The organism is Streptomyces formicae (assembly GCF_002556545.1).
Lineage (GTDB): Bacteria > Actinomycetota > Actinomycetes > Streptomycetales > Streptomycetaceae > Streptomyces > Streptomyces formicae_A.
Map to the genome: position 1 here is coordinate 5,974,824 of NZ_CP022685.1, position 13,071 is coordinate 5,987,894.

Here is a 13,071-nt window from a genome sequence, read left to right on the forward strand (position 1 = left end):
CGGGCGGATGGAGATCGCTCAGCGGCGGGCCGACGCGGCGAGGGGCTCAGGGGTGCGTCATGCGCAACACGTCGAGCGCCTCGTCCAGTTGGTCGAGGGAGAGCGCGCCGCGGTCGACGTACCCCTCGTCGAGGACGACCTCGCGGATCGTCTTCCGCTCGGCGAGGGACTTCTTGGCGACCTTCGCCGCCTCCTCGTACCCGATGTACTTGTTCAGCGGCGTCACGACGGACGGCGAGGACTCGGCGTACTCCCGCGCCCGCTCCCGGTTCGCGGTGATCCCGTCGACGGTCCTGTCGGCGAGCAGCCGCGAGACGTTGGCGAGCAGCCGGATCGACTCCAGGACGTTCTTGGCGATGACGGGCAGCATGACGTTCAGCTCGAAGTTGCCCGCGGCGCCCGCCGCGGCGACGGTCGCGTCGTTCCCCGTGACCTGCGCGGCGACCATCAGCGCGGCCTCCGGGAGCACCGGGTTCACCTTGCCCGGCATGATCGACGAACCGGGCTGCAGATCCGGCAGGCTGATCTCGGCGAGACCCGTGCGCGGCCCCGAGGCCATCCAGCGCAGGTCGTTCGCGATCTTCGTCAGGCCGACGCCGATCGTCCGCAGCTGGCCGCTCGTCTCGACGATGCCGTCCCGCGCGCCCTGTGCCTCGAAGTGGTCCCGCGCCTCGGTCAGCGGCAGCCCGGTCGCCCGCGCGACCTCGGCGATGACGGCGGCGGAGAAGCCGGGCGGGGTGTTGATGCCGGTGCCCACGGCCGTGCCGCCGAGCGGCAGTTCGGCCAGGCGCGGCAGCGAGGCGCGCAGCCGCTCGACGCCGTGGCGCACCTGCGCCGCGTACCCGCCGAACTCCTGGCCGAGGGTGACGGGCGTGGCGTCCATGAGGTGCGTGCGCCCGGACTTCACGACGTCCGCGAACTCCTCGGCCTTGCGCTCCAGGGCGGCGGCGAGGTGGTCGAGGGCGGGGATCAGGTCCCCGGTCACCGCGCCGGTGGCCGCGATGTGGATCGAGGACGGGAAGACGTCGTTCGAGGACTGCGAGGCGTTGACGTGGTCGTTGGGGTGCACGTCGCGGCCGAGCCGTTCGGTGGCGAGCGTGGCGATGACCTCGTTGGTGTTCATGTTGGACGAGGTGCCGGAGCCGGTCTGGAAGACGTCCACGGGGAAGTGGTCGTCCCAGCGCCCCTCGGCGACCTCGGCGGCCGCGCCGGCGATGGCGTCGGCGACGTCCTCGTCGAGCACCCCGAGCCCGGCGTTGACCTTGGCGGCGGCCGCCTTGATCTGTGCCAGGGCGGCGATGTGCGCCCGCTCCAGGGTCTGCCCCGAGATGGGGAAGTTCTCCACCGCGCGCTGGGTCTGCGCACGCCACTTGGCGTGCGCGGGAACCCGCACCTCGCCCATGGAGTCGTGCTCGGTCCGGTACTCGCCGGTGCGGTCGTCGCTGGCGTCGCTGGTCATGCTCTCGAACCTACCTCTCCGTCCAAACCCCGTAAAAAGTTGAGCACTTGTCTTGTTCCAGGTATTCCCAAGCCCTGCTACCGGCCAGTAAAACCCTGGGTAACACCACACCGGGGAGGCGCAATGAAGCGCATCAGGCGCAGCGGACGGGGCCGTCTGCGAGGTTCGTTCGCGGCGGCGGTCGCGATGGCGGCCGTGCTCGGCACGGCGGCGGCGGTGCCCGCCCAGGCGGCGGACGGGGGCGCGGCGAAGGCGCCCGCGTCGACGCCGCTCCCGCCCGAGCTGGAGAAGATCCGGGCGGACGAGGCCACCAAGCTCTACGGCAGCCCGGGCGAGCGCCCCATGGCCGACCGCAAGACCGGCCTGATCTCGCTCGGCGACAGCGAGATCTCCGGCGAGGGCGTCGGCACGTACGAACCCGGCACGGACGGCCCGGACAACTGGTGCCACCGCTCGCCGGACGCCGCGATACACCGCACGGGCATCCCGGCCGACGTGACGTACAACGTCGCGTGCTCGGGGGCGCAGACCGTCAACATCAAGATCGGCGGTCAGAAGCAGTACGCCGATGAGCTGGTGCAGAGCGACAACCTCGCGATCAAGGCCCGGAACACCAAGATCAAGACGATTCTGCTCGTCATCGGCGCCAACGACGACCTGAACTTCTCCGGGGTGATGACGGACTGCGTCACCCGCTTCCTGCTCAGCCAGGGCGCGTGCGCGGGCAAGTACAACGACGGCTGGCAGGCGCGCGTCGACGGGCTCGTGCCCAAGGTCGAGCAGTCCATCCGCGACCTGAAGACCGTCATGAAGGACGCGGGCTACCAGGCGGGCGACTACAAGCTCGTCGCCATGGGGTACCCGAGCCCGATCGGCCCCGACTTCCGCGACAACCCCACGTTCCCCGGCAAGCTGGTCTGCGGCGGCCTCGGCTACGACTCCGACACCGAGTGGGGCCGCAACTACGCGGTGCCGACCTTCGCCACCGGCATGCGCAAGGCTGCCAAGAACGCGGGCGCGACCTACCTCGACAACTCGCGCCTCTTCCAGGGCCACGAGGTCTGCATGGAGGACACCTGGGCGCGCGGTCTGTACATCGACGTGTCCAACCCCTTCCCGCCGGACTCCAATTCGGTGCGCCAGTCCTTCCACCCGAACGCCCGCGGCCACGCGGCCTTCGCGTCCTGCCTGACCCAGATCTACAACTCGGGCTACGGCGAGGGAAGCTGCGCCGACCCGGCGAGCACGGGCAGCCCCAAGCTCTACAAGGGCGCCTGGGACGACGCGTACAAGCCCCTCAAGAACGAGGGCACAGGGACCTGCGTGGACGTCGACGCGTCCAAGAGCCGCAACGGCACCAAGGTCCAGGGCTGGGACTGCACCGGCAACCGCAACCAGACCTGGTGGTACGACGACACCCAGAAGTCGCTGCACACGGGCCTGACCCAGGACCGTTGCGTGGACGTGCCCGAAGGGTCGTACAAGGAGGGCACGGCCGTCACCCTGTGGAACTGCCACGGCGGTGACAACCAGAAGTTCGTGCGCCAGTCGGGGACGGTTCGGCCCGCCGCCGAGGGCGGGCTCTGCCTGACCCTGGCGGGAGCGAAGGAGCCGGTGCGGCTCCAGAAGTGCACGGGGGCGGCGAACCAGCGGTTCGCCTGACGCCATCTGCCGGACCTCTTCCGCGGGTGCGTCGTGGCTGGTCGCGCGGTTCCCCGCGCCCCTTACGGGGCGCACCCGAGGCCGGTCGCTCAGGGGCCCTCTCGCCGAGAGGGCCCCTTCCCGTACTACGCCTGGCCGGGACCGCGCACCGGGATGTGCGTGAACGTCGGCTCCGGAGCGGGGTTCTGGAAGAAGTCGTTGCCCTTGTCGTCGACGACGATGAACGCGGGGAAGTCCTCGACCTCGATCTTCCAGACCGCCTCCATGCCGAGCTCCTCGTACTCGACGACCTCGACCTTCTTGATGCACTCCTGCGCGAGGCGCGCGGCGGGGCCGCCGATCGAGCCCAGGTAGAAGCCGCCGTGCGCGTCGCACGCGTCGGTGACCTGCTTGCTCCGGTTGCCCTTGGCCAGCATGACCTTGGAGCCGCCCGCGGCCTGGAACTGTTCTACGTAGGAGTCCATCCGGCCCGCCGTCGTCGGCCCGAAGGAGCCGGACGCGTAGCCCTCGGGGGTCTTCGCGGGACCGGCGTAGTAGACGGGGTGGTCCTTCAGGTACTGCGGCATCTCCTCGCCCGCGTCGAGCCGCTCCTTGATCTTGGCGTGCGCGATGTCGCGGGCCACGACGAGCGGGCCGGTGAGGGAGAGCCGGGTCTTCACCGGGTGCTTGGTCAGCTCGGCGAGGATGTCGTCCATCGGCTGGTTGAGGTCGATCTTCACGACGTCGGCCGACTCGTCCAGGTGGGAGTCCTCGGTCTCGGGAAGGAAGCGCGCCGGGTCCGTCTCCAGCTGCTCGAGGAAGACGCCCTCGGCGGTGATCTTCGCGGTGGCCTGGCGGTCGGCCGAGCAGGAGACGGCGATCGCGACGGGCAGCGAGGCGCCGTGCCGGGGCAGGCGCACCACGCGCACGTCGTGGCAGAAGTACTTGCCGCCGAACTGCGCGCCGATGCCGATCTTCTGGGTGAGCTCGAAGACCTTCTCCTCGAGCTCCTTGTCGCGGAAGCCGTGGCCCGTCGCCGAGCCCTCGGCGGGCAGCTCGTCCAGGTAGTGCGCGGAGGCGTACTTCGCGGTCTTCAGGGCGAACTCGGCGCTCGTGCCGCCCACGACGATCGCCAGGTGGTACGGCGGGCACGCGGCCGTGCCCAGCGAGCGGATCTTCTCCTCCAGGAACTTCATCATGGAGGACTCGTTCAGGACGGCCTTCGTCTCCTGGTAGAGGAACGACTTGTTCGCCGAGCCGCCGCCCTTGGCCATGAAGAGGAACTTGTAGGCGCCGCCGTCGGTCGCGTACAGCTCGATCTGGGCGGGCAGGTTGGAGCCGGTGTTCTTCTCCTCCCACATGGTCAGCGGGGCCATCTGGGAGTAGCGCAGGTTCAGCTTCGTGTACGCGTCGTAGATGCCGTGCGAGAGCGCTTCCTCGTCGCCGCCCTCCGTGAGGACGTTCTGGCCGCGCTTGCCCATCACGATCGCGGTGCCGGTGTCCTGGCACATGGGGAGCACGCCCGCCGCCGCGATGTTCGCGTTCTTCAGCAGGTCGAGCGCCACGAACTTGTCGTTGCCCGACGCCTCCGGGTCGTCGACGATGCGCCGCAGCTGGGCCAGGTGCGCGGGCCGCAGGTAGTGCTGGATGTCGTGGATCGCCTCGGCGGCGAGCTTGCGCAGCGCCTCCGGATCGACCTTGAGGAACGTCCGCCCGTCGGCCTCGAAGGTGGAGACACCCTCGGCGGTCACCAGCCGGTACGGGGTGGTGTCCTCTCCCAGCGGGAGCAGATCGGAGTACGCAAACTCTGGCATTACGGCCATTCCTCACTCGGCAGACAGCGGCGCGGCCTCCATTGGCGACGCGCCAACCAGCGTAGAGCGCGTGGGGCGGGCCGGGTTTGTGAGGTAAGGCTCAGTACATCCGCCGCGATCGGTCCCCCCGGGTTGTCCACAGGGGGTAGTCGCGATCTATCGCGTTTGGGTACGCTGCTGGTGTGGACCTCGAAAAGCGCCCCTCGCCGCCCGCTCCCGCCGCAACCGACGCGCCGGGCTCGCTCCGCGCCTCCGACGCCGACAGGGACCGCACGGCGGACATCCTCCGCGAGGCCCTGGCCGAGGGCCGCCTCACCGCCGAGGAGCACGCGGAGCGGATCGAGGGGGTCTACGGCGCCAAGACCATGGCCGAGCTGGAGCCCTTGGTCAGGGACCTGCCCGCGGCGCACGGCACCGCGCCCGCCGCGGCGCGCGCCGCCGACCCCGCCCCCGCGAGGCCGTCGCCGGGCGCCGTCCCGCCGGTCGCCGACGAGAACCTGGTCGCGGTGCTCAGCAGCAGCGTCCGCAAGGGCCGCTGGCGCGTGGGCCGCCGCACGCACGCGTACGCGATCTTCGGCAGCGTCGAGATCGACCTGAGCGAGGCGATCTTCGAGCAGCGCCAGGTGGTCATCAAGGCGGTCTCGATCTTCGGTTCGGTCGAGGTCCGCGTCCCGGAGAACGTGTCGCTGCGCGGCAGCGGCACGGGCATCCTCGGGAACTTCGAGGTGGACACGCTCGACTCCGCCGAGCAGGACGCCCCGGTCGTCTTCGTCGACGGCTTCGCGCTCCTCGGCAACATCGAGGCGCGGCCCAAGCGCGGCAGGATCGTCCGCGATCTGCACCGGCAGATGCGCAAACACCTCGGTCACTGACAACGGCACGCGCCGCACAGGGTAGTTGAACCTCCGTATATCGGAACTCAGTGCATAGGCGCGTACACAGCGGGTAGAGCTTGCTGCATCGTCTCTCGCTCGCGAAGCCGTCGTCAGGAGTAGACCGTGCTGCAACCGTCGCATCAGTCCCTGCAGGTCGCCGCCGTGCCGGCCGATGGGGTGTCCCCTGCACGAGCGCAGTCGAGCGCTTGGGGAGGGGTGCCAGTGCGGGACAGGAACGATGACGCCCCATGGCACACGGAAGCCGTGTGCCGCCGAGACGAAGCCGGACTGTTCTTCGCACCGTCCAAGGAGCCGACCGCGGCCAGGCTCTCCCGCGAAGAGGCGGCGAAGCGCGTCTGCGCCCGCTGCCCCGTGATGGTCGAGTGCCGCGAGCACGCCCTGCTCCAGCCCGAGCCGTACGGGGTGTGGGGCGGCCTCACCGCCGCCGAGCGCCGCGTGGTCCTGGCCCGGCGCCGCAGGCGTGACCTGGAGCTGAAGAAGGCCGCCCACACGGCGGGAATCGCCGCCGCGGGGTAGGCGGGGCCACGTTCCGCGGGCCCGATTCCCTCAGGCCCGATTCACGCGGGCCCGATCGCGTACGCCGAAGGGGGCGCCCCCCGCACGGGGCGCCCCCTTCGACGTATGCGGTGCTCGCTCCGGCGCGCGGCGCCTACTTGGCGCGGTCGAAGTCGATCGCGCTGTACGCGCGCAGCTTCGACAGCCGGTGATCGGAGTCGATCTTGCGGATCGTGCCCGACTTGGAGCGCATGACCAGCGAGGACGTCGACGCGTTCGCCGCGCGGTAGCGCACGCCCTGGAGCAGCTCGCCGTCGGTGATGCCGGTCGCGACGAAGAAGACGTTGTCCCCGCGGACGAGGTCGTCCGTGGAGAGCGTGCGGTCCAGGTCGTGGCCCGCGTCGATGGCGCGCTGGCGCTCGGCGTCGTCCTGCGGCCACAGCTTGCCCTGGATCACACCGCCGAGGCACTTGATCGCACAGGCCGAGATGATGCCCTCGGGGGTGCCGCCGATGCCCATGAGCAGGTCGACGCCGGTGCCCTCGCGGACGGCCATGACCGAACCCGCGACGTCGCCGTCCGAGATGAACTTGATGCGGGCACCGGTCTCGCGGATCTCCTTGACGATGCCCTCGTGCCGGGGGCGGTCCAGGATCATGACCGTGACGTCCTCGGGCGAGGAGTTCTTGGCCTTGGCGACGCGGCGGATGTTGACCGAAGCGGGCGCGTTGATGTCGACGTAGTCCGCGGCCTCGGGGCCCGTGACCAGCTTGTCCATGTAGAAGACGGCCGACGGGTCGAACATGGCGCCGCGGTCGGCGGCGGCGAGCACGGCGATGGCGTTCGGCTGGCCCTTCGCGGTCAGCGTGGTGCCGTCGATCGGGTCGACGGCGATGTCGACCTCGGCGCCGGTGCCGTCGCCGATGTGCTCCCCGTTGAAGAGCATCGGGGCTTCGTCCTTCTCGCCCTCGCCGATGACGACGACGCCGTTCATCGAGACGGTGGAGACGAGGGTCCGCATGGCCCGGACGGCGGCGCCGTCGGCGCCGTTCTTGTCGCCGCGGCCGACCCAGCGGCCCGCGGCCATGGCGGCCGCCTCGGTGACCCGGACCAGCTCGAGGGCGAGGTTGCGGTCGGGAGCCTCGGGAGAAACCTCGAGCTCGGAGGGGAGATGATGCTCGGTCATCGGAGCGCACCTTTCTGCTTGATACGACGACGGCCGGATGAGGGATTTGTGAATGACTCTATCCGCAGGCTGACAAAATGAGCAGAGGGCCCCACGCATGAGCGGACCGGGCACCGGGGGAAGGGCTGGATCCGGCGCCTGAGAGCATGGGGGCGTGGCAGGAAGACAAGGCAACCAGACCGTCAAGAACATGCTGTGGTCGTTGGTGGTGATCGCCCTCGTCGCGGGTGTGATCTACCTCTTCATCCCGCATGACGAGTCCAAGACCCCGGTCGAGCGGAAGGACTACCGCGTGGAGCTCCTGACGGCCCGCCGTGGCGCGCCCTATCCGGTGGCGGCGCCCGAGGGTCTCTCCAAGGGCTGGAAGGCGACGTCGGTGCGGTACAGGGGCGAGGAGCACAACAGCTGGCACCTCGGCTTCCTCGATCCGGACGGCGAGTACGTGGCGATCAAGCAGTCCACGGAGAAGCCGGCCAAGTTCGTCGAGGCCGTCACCAAGGAAGCCAAGCGCACCAAGGCCACCGAGGAGATCGGCGGCCAGGAGTGGCAGCGGTACGAGGGCGAGGCGTACGACGCCCTGGTGCGTACCGAGAAGGGCGCCACGACGGTCGTCCTCGGCACGGCGTCGTTCGGTCAGTTGACGAAGATGGCCGAGTCGCTGAAGACGTCCTGACCCGTTCTGACCAGTAAGAGCGCGCATGCGCGAAGGGCCCCCGGCGGTGTGCCGGGGGCCCTTCGCGTCGTTCGGGGGTTCGCTCAGACGGTCGTGACGACGTCGTCGTAGGCGAGGCGCGGGGAGCGCGGGAACCAGGCGTCGTCGCCCGGCTTGCCGATGTTGACGACCATCAGCGGGGTGTGGTCGTCGTCCAGGAACTCCTTCTGGACACCGGCGAAGTCGAAGCCGGTCATCGGGCCTGCGGCCAGGCCGGCGGCGCGCACGCCGACGATGAAGTACGCGGCCTGGAGGCCGGCGTTGAGCGCGGCGGCCTGCTCGCGGACCGGACGCTCGGAGAAGAAGGCGTCCTTGGCCTGCGGGAAGTGCGGGAACAGCGCCGGGAGCTCCTCGTGGAACTCGTTGTCGGCGGAGAGGATCGCGACGAGCGGCGCGGTGGCGGTCTTCGGCCGGTTGCCCTCGGCCATGTGCGCGACCAGGCGCTCGCGGGCCTCGGGCGAGCGGACCAGGGTGACGCGCAGCGGCGACTGGTTGAAGGCGGTCGGGCCGTACTTGACCAGGTCGTAGATCGCCTGAACCTGCTCGTCGGAGACCGGCTCGTCGGTGAAGGTGTTCGCGGTGCGGGCCTCGCGGAAGAGCAGGTCCTGGGCGGCGGGGTCAAGGGCGAGAGACATGATCAACCTTCTCGATACGTACGGGGGTGTCTGCCATGCCCGTTTCCGGGCTTGCGTCCATGACACTACGCCGTCACTGTTCAACTTTCAACCAAAGCTGGGGCTGCGTGATCCGCCTCACAGGGGCGCAGGTCAGGGTGGTGCCGTCTCAGGAGTCGGCGTCGTCCTCCGGGTCGCCGTCCGCCTCCGGAGCCGCGAGCGCCGCGTCCAGGCGGGCGCGGGCGCCGTCCAGCCAGCGGCGGCAGATCTTCGACAGCTCCTCGCCGCGCTCCCACAGGGCCAGCGACTCCTCCAGGGTCGTGCCACCGGCCTCCAGGCGGCGCACCACCTCGATGAGTTCGTCCCGCGCCTGCTCGTAGCCGAGGGCGTCCGCCGGGCCCGCGGCCTCGTCCGTTGTGCTGGTCATGAGCCCACCCTAAATGTCGTCCTGTGTGGTTCGTACGGTGAATTCGCCCCCGGCGACGCGGGCCCGCAACTCCTCGTCGGCGCCCACCTCTTCGGGGTCGCGGACCACGGAGCCGTCCGTCTTCTGCAGCACCGCGTACCCCCGCTGGAGGGTCGCGGCGGGGGAGAGGGCCACCACGCGCGCGTGGGTGTGCGTCAGCTCGGAGCCCGCCCGGTCCAGGAGGTGCCCGAGCGTGCGGCGGCTGCGGTCGACGAGCGCGGCCACCTGCTCCTCGCGCTCCTCGATCATCCGGTGCGGATGCTCCATCGAGGGCCTGGCCAGGGCGTGCGCGAGGCCGCGCTCCTCGCGGTCGAGGTAGGCGTCCACGCTGCGCCGCGCGCGGTCCCGCAGCCACCGCACGCGCTCGTACTCCTCGCCGACGTCCGGCACGACCTTCTTGGCCGCGTCGGTCGGCGTGGAGGCGCGCAGGTCGGCCACGTGGTCGAGCAGGGGGTTGTCCGGTTCGTGGCCGATCGCCGACACGACGGGCGTACGACAGGACGCCACCGCCCGCACCAGCTGCTCGTCCGAGAACGGCAGCAGGTCCTCCACGCTGCCGCCGCCCCGCGCCACGATGATCACGTCGACCGCGTCGAGCGCGTCGAGGTCCTGCACGGCCTGGACGACCTGCGGCACCGCGTGCACGCCCTGGACGGGCACGTTGCGCACCTCGAAGCGGACGGCGGGCCAGCGGTGGCGCGCGTTCTCCAAAACGTCGCGCTCGGCGGCCGACGCGCGGCCCGTGACGAGCCCGATGAGCTGCGGCAGGAAGGGCAGCGTCTTCTTGCGCTCGGGCGCGAAGAGCCCCTCGGCTGCCAGGCTCTTCTTCAACTGCTCGATCCGCGCGAGCAGTTCACCGACGCCGACCGGCTTTATCTCCGCGGCCCGCAGGGAGAGCTGGCCACGCGGCGCGTACCACTCGGGCTTGGCGTGCACCACGACGCGCGCGCCCTCGGAGACGACGTCCGCCACGGCGTCGAACACCTGGCGGTAACAGGTCACGCTCACCGAGATGTCGTGCGACGGGTCGCGCAGCGTCATGAAGACGACGCCCGCGCCCGGCCTGCGGGACAGCTGCGTGATCTGCCCCTCGACCCAGATGGCACCGAGCCGGTCGATCCAGCCGCCGATGAGGCGTGACACCTCCCCGACGGGTAGCGGGGTGTCCGCGGACGTGTTGAGAGCCATGTGGTGAGCGTAGTCGGCGGGTGTGACACGGACGCCGTGTCTTGGGGTGGGCGTGTGCGGTCGCTTCTGCGCGGGTCGCTCTGGGCTGGGCGCGCAGTTCCCCGCGCCCCTTGCGGGGCCCTTACGGGGCGCTCGGCTCGCGGCGTCCGCGCCTCTGTACGAAGAGGACCACCAGGCCCACCGCCAGCCAGATCGCGCCGACCACCTGCGCGGATCCGGCCGCCTCCCAGATGACCGCCACCACGATCGCCGCGCCCAGGACGGGGATGAGGATGTGCCGCCACCAGCTGAACCCCGCGTCGCGCTGGCGCACCGCGAACCAGCCCACCACGCTCGCGTGCAGCAGCAGGAACGCGGTGAGCGCGCCGATGTCGACCACCGACACCAGGTGGTCCATCCCGTCGTCCCGCCGGGCCGCCCACACCGCGGCGACCATCGTGACCACGGCCGCGCACAGCAGCGCGATCCGCGGCGTCCCTGAGTCCGTCCTGGACAGGGCCTTGGGCAGCCGCCGGTCCCGCGCCATGGCGAACAGCAGCCGTCCGGCCGCGGCCTGCCCCGCGAGCGCGGCGAACGCCGCCCCGATCGCCTTGCTGACCGCCACCAGCTTGGACAGCCACACTCCGGAGGCCGCCTCCGACGTGTCGTAGAAAGCCGTCCCCTGCTTGGCCGGGTCCGCCGCGAGCTCGGCCGACGACAGCGGCTCGAGGAGCGCCACCAGGTACGTCTGGAGGATGAACAGGAAGCCCGCGAGCGCGAGACAGATCAGCACGGCGCGCGCGACCTTCGCCGAGCCGCCCGTCACTTCCTCGGCGAAGGTCGCGATCGCGTCGAAGCCCAGATAGGACAGGACGGCGATCGACACCGCGCCGACCACCGCCGACAGCGCGAACGCGCCCTGCGAACCGTCACCGGTCAGCGGCGAGAGCCAGCCCCGCCGGGCCCCGTCCTGGACGAGCACGACGACGGCCGCGACCACGAAGACCAGCAGGACCACGACCTCCATCGCGAGCACCGCGAAGCCGACCCGCGCGGCCGCCCGTACGCCCCACAGGTTCAGCGCCGTGGTGATGAGCACGGCGAGCGCCGTCCACACCCACCGCGACACCGAGGGGACCAGCGAGTTCATCGCGATGCCGGAGAAGAGATAGGCGACCGCGGGGATGAGGAGGTAGTCGAGCATCGCCATCCACCCGGCGATGAAACCGGGCCCGTTCCCGAGCCCCACGCGCGCGTAGGCGAACACGGAGCCCGCCAGGGGGACCACCCGCACCATCTGCGCGTAGCTGAACGCGGTGAACGCCATCGCGACCGTGGCGATCAGATAGACGAGGGCGACCGCGCCGTGCGACTTCGCGTCGAGCGTCCCGAAGACACCGACCGGGGCCATCGGAGCGATGAAGAGCAGGCCGTAGACCACGAGGTCCCGGAAGCCCAGACTTCGCCGCAGCCCTTCGCCATCGGCGGGTGTGGCGCCCCCTGCGGGGACTCCGGTACTTGCGGACTGTCCGGACATGGTGCCTCCGTAGATCTACGCAGGCCCCCAGTCTCTCCAAGAAGGCGATCTTTGACGCGTTGAACGCGGCCTTACGATGGTGGGTATGACTGCAACGCCTGGCACCCGCCGTGTCCTGCTCGCCGCTCCCCGTGGCTACTGCGCGGGCGTGGACCGTGCCGTGATCGCCGTCGAGAAGGCCCTGGAGCAGTACGGGGCCCCGATCTACGTCCGCCACGAGATCGTCCACAACAAGTACGTGGTGCAGACCCTGGAGAAGAAGGGCGCCATCTTCGTCGACCAGACGGTGGAGGTCCCCGAGGGCTCCATCGTGATGTTCTCGGCGCACGGCGTGGCCCCGACCGTCCACGCGGAGGCCGCGGAGCGCAAGCTCGCCACCATCGACGCCACCTGCCCGCTGGTCACCAAGGTCCACAAGGAAGCGGTCCGGTTCGCCAAGGAGGACTACGACATCCTCCTGATCGGGCACGAGGGCCACGAGGAAGTCATCGGCACGTCCGGCGAGGCGCCCGACCACATCACGCTGGTCGACGGCCCCGACGACGTGGCGAACGTCGAGGTCCGCGACCCCGACAAGGTCGTCTGGCTCTCCCAGACCACCCTCTCCGTGGACGAGACCATGGAGACGGTCGACGCCCTCAAGGGCAAGTACCCGAACCTCCTCTCGCCGCCCAGCGACGACATCTGCTACGCCACGCAGAACCGCCAGATCGCGGTGAAGAAGCTCGCCGAGGACGCCGAGCTCGTCATCGTCGTCGGCTCCAAGAACTCCTCGAACTCGATCCGCATGGTCGAGGTCGCCCTGGAGGCGGGCACGCCCGCGTCGCACCTGGTGGACAACGCCGAGGAGATCGACGAGGCCTGGCTGGAGGGCGTGACCACGGTCGGCCTGACCTCCGGCGCCTCCGTGCCGGACGTCCTGGTGGACGGCGTCATCGAATGGCTGGCCGAGCGCGGGTACGGCGACGTGGAGACCGTGAAGACCGCCGAGGAGTCGATCACCTTCTCGCTGCCCAAGGAGCTCCGCAGGGACCTGCGCGCCGAGGCGGCCGAGCTGTCACAGCGGTGACCGCCCCGTAACGTG

Annotated in this window: 12 protein-coding genes; 5 read left to right on the plus strand and 7 right to left on the minus strand. The window is 70.4% G+C overall.

What is annotated here, in order from left to right; all coding sequences use genetic code 11:
• Window positions 1–46: 46 nt before the first annotated feature.
• Complete coding sequence (locus KY5_RS26250) at window positions 47–1,459, minus strand: class II fumarate hydratase (RefSeq protein ID WP_098244527.1); 1,413 nt, start codon at window positions 1,457–1,459, stop codon at window positions 47–49.
• A gap of 123 nt (window positions 1,460–1,582) precedes the next feature.
• Here KY5_RS26250 and KY5_RS26255 point away from each other — a divergent pair, with 123 nt between their 5' ends.
• On the plus strand, window positions 1,583–3,121 hold the full coding sequence (locus KY5_RS26255) for a ricin-type beta-trefoil lectin domain protein (RefSeq protein ID WP_098244528.1): 1,539 nt from the start codon (window positions 1,583–1,585) through the stop codon (window positions 3,119–3,121).
• A gap of 125 nt (window positions 3,122–3,246) precedes the next feature.
• On the opposite strand, the gene KY5_RS26260 is transcribed toward KY5_RS26255, so the two are convergent.
• Window positions 3,247–4,914, minus strand: coding sequence for a fumarate hydratase (locus KY5_RS26260; protein ID WP_199843243.1), 1,668 nt, complete (start codon window positions 4,912–4,914; stop codon window positions 3,247–3,249).
• Window positions 4,915–5,096: 182 nt separating this feature from the next.
• Between KY5_RS26260 and KY5_RS26265 the strand changes: the two genes are divergently transcribed.
• Both KY5_RS26265 and KY5_RS26270 read left to right on the plus strand, forming a co-directional pair.
• Entirely contained in the window at window positions 5,097–5,786 is a 690-nt protein-coding gene (locus tag KY5_RS26265; RefSeq protein WP_098244530.1) for a DUF1707 SHOCT-like domain-containing protein, read from the plus strand.
• 126 nt (window positions 5,787–5,912) lie between these two features.
• Window positions 5,913–6,326, plus strand: coding sequence for a WhiB family transcriptional regulator (locus tag KY5_RS26270; RefSeq protein ID WP_098244531.1), 414 nt, complete (start codon window positions 5,913–5,915; stop codon window positions 6,324–6,326).
• 133 nt (window positions 6,327–6,459) lie between these two features.
• On the opposite strand, the gene glpX is transcribed toward KY5_RS26270, so the two are convergent.
• Window positions 6,460–7,491 (minus strand): class II fructose-bisphosphatase, encoded by a 1,032-nt coding sequence (gene glpX, locus KY5_RS26275; RefSeq protein ID WP_098244532.1) that lies wholly within the window; start codon window positions 7,489–7,491, stop codon window positions 6,460–6,462.
• 154 nt (window positions 7,492–7,645) lie between these two features.
• Here glpX and KY5_RS26280 point away from each other — a divergent pair, with 154 nt between their 5' ends.
• Complete coding sequence (locus tag KY5_RS26280) at window positions 7,646–8,164, plus strand: DUF4245 domain-containing protein (RefSeq protein WP_098244533.1); 519 nt, start codon at window positions 7,646–7,648, stop codon at window positions 8,162–8,164.
• 83 nt (window positions 8,165–8,247) lie between these two features.
• Here the strand turns inward: KY5_RS26280 and KY5_RS26285 are convergent, their stop codons facing one another.
• The 4 genes from KY5_RS26285 to KY5_RS26300 form a co-directional block, all read right to left on the minus strand.
• Window positions 8,248–8,838 carry a malonic semialdehyde reductase gene (locus KY5_RS26285; protein WP_098244534.1) on the minus strand — a complete coding sequence of 197 codons (591 nt, stop codon included), beginning with the start codon at window positions 8,836–8,838 and terminating at the stop codon, window positions 8,248–8,250.
• Window positions 8,839–8,986: 148 nt separating this feature from the next.
• Window positions 8,987–9,244: an exodeoxyribonuclease VII small subunit gene (locus KY5_RS26290; RefSeq protein WP_098244535.1), complete on the minus strand. Its 258-nt coding sequence runs from the start codon at window positions 9,242–9,244 to the stop codon at window positions 8,987–8,989.
• Between the two features lie 9 nt (window positions 9,245–9,253).
• Window positions 9,254–10,471, minus strand: coding sequence for an exodeoxyribonuclease VII large subunit (gene xseA, locus KY5_RS26295; RefSeq protein WP_098244536.1), 1,218 nt, complete (start codon window positions 10,469–10,471; stop codon window positions 9,254–9,256).
• A gap of 121 nt (window positions 10,472–10,592) precedes the next feature.
• Complete coding sequence (locus KY5_RS26300; protein WP_098244537.1) at window positions 10,593–11,987, minus strand: APC family permease; 1,395 nt, start codon at window positions 11,985–11,987, stop codon at window positions 10,593–10,595.
• An 85-nt stretch (window positions 11,988–12,072) separates the two neighbouring features.
• Between KY5_RS26300 and KY5_RS26305 the strand changes: the two genes are divergently transcribed.
• The gene (locus KY5_RS26305) at window positions 12,073–13,056 is read left to right on the plus strand and encodes a 4-hydroxy-3-methylbut-2-enyl diphosphate reductase (RefSeq protein WP_098244538.1); all 984 of its coding nucleotides are present in this window, start codon (window positions 12,073–12,075) and stop codon (window positions 13,054–13,056) included.
• The last annotated feature ends 15 nt before the right edge of the window (window positions 13,057–13,071 follow it).

Coding starts and splice junctions, on each gene's coding strand:
- KY5_RS26250 (WP_098244527.1), bottom strand. CDS start 1,459: ATGACCAGCGACGCCAGCGACGACCGCACCGGCGAGTACCGGACCGAG.
- KY5_RS26255 (WP_098244528.1), top strand. CDS start 1,583: ATGAAGCGCATCAGGCGCAGCGGACGGGGCCGTCTGCGAGGTTCGTTC.
- KY5_RS26260 (WP_199843243.1), bottom strand. CDS start 4,914: ATGCCAGAGTTTGCGTACTCCGATCTGCTCCCGCTGGGAGAGGACACC.
- glpX (WP_098244532.1), bottom strand. CDS start 7,491: ATGACCGAGCATCATCTCCCCTCCGAGCTCGAGGTTTCTCCCGAGGCT.
- KY5_RS26285 (WP_098244534.1), bottom strand. CDS start 8,838: ATGTCTCTCGCCCTTGACCCCGCCGCCCAGGACCTGCTCTTCCGCGAG.
- KY5_RS26290 (WP_098244535.1), bottom strand. CDS start 9,244: ATGACCAGCACAACGGACGAGGCCGCGGGCCCGGCGGACGCCCTCGGC.
- xseA (WP_098244536.1), bottom strand. CDS start 10,471: ATGGCTCTCAACACGTCCGCGGACACCCCGCTACCCGTCGGGGAGGTG.
- KY5_RS26300 (WP_098244537.1), bottom strand. CDS start 11,987: ATGTCCGGACAGTCCGCAAGTACCGGAGTCCCCGCAGGGGGCGCCACA.
- KY5_RS26305 (WP_098244538.1), top strand. CDS start 12,073: ATGACTGCAACGCCTGGCACCCGCCGTGTCCTGCTCGCCGCTCCCCGT.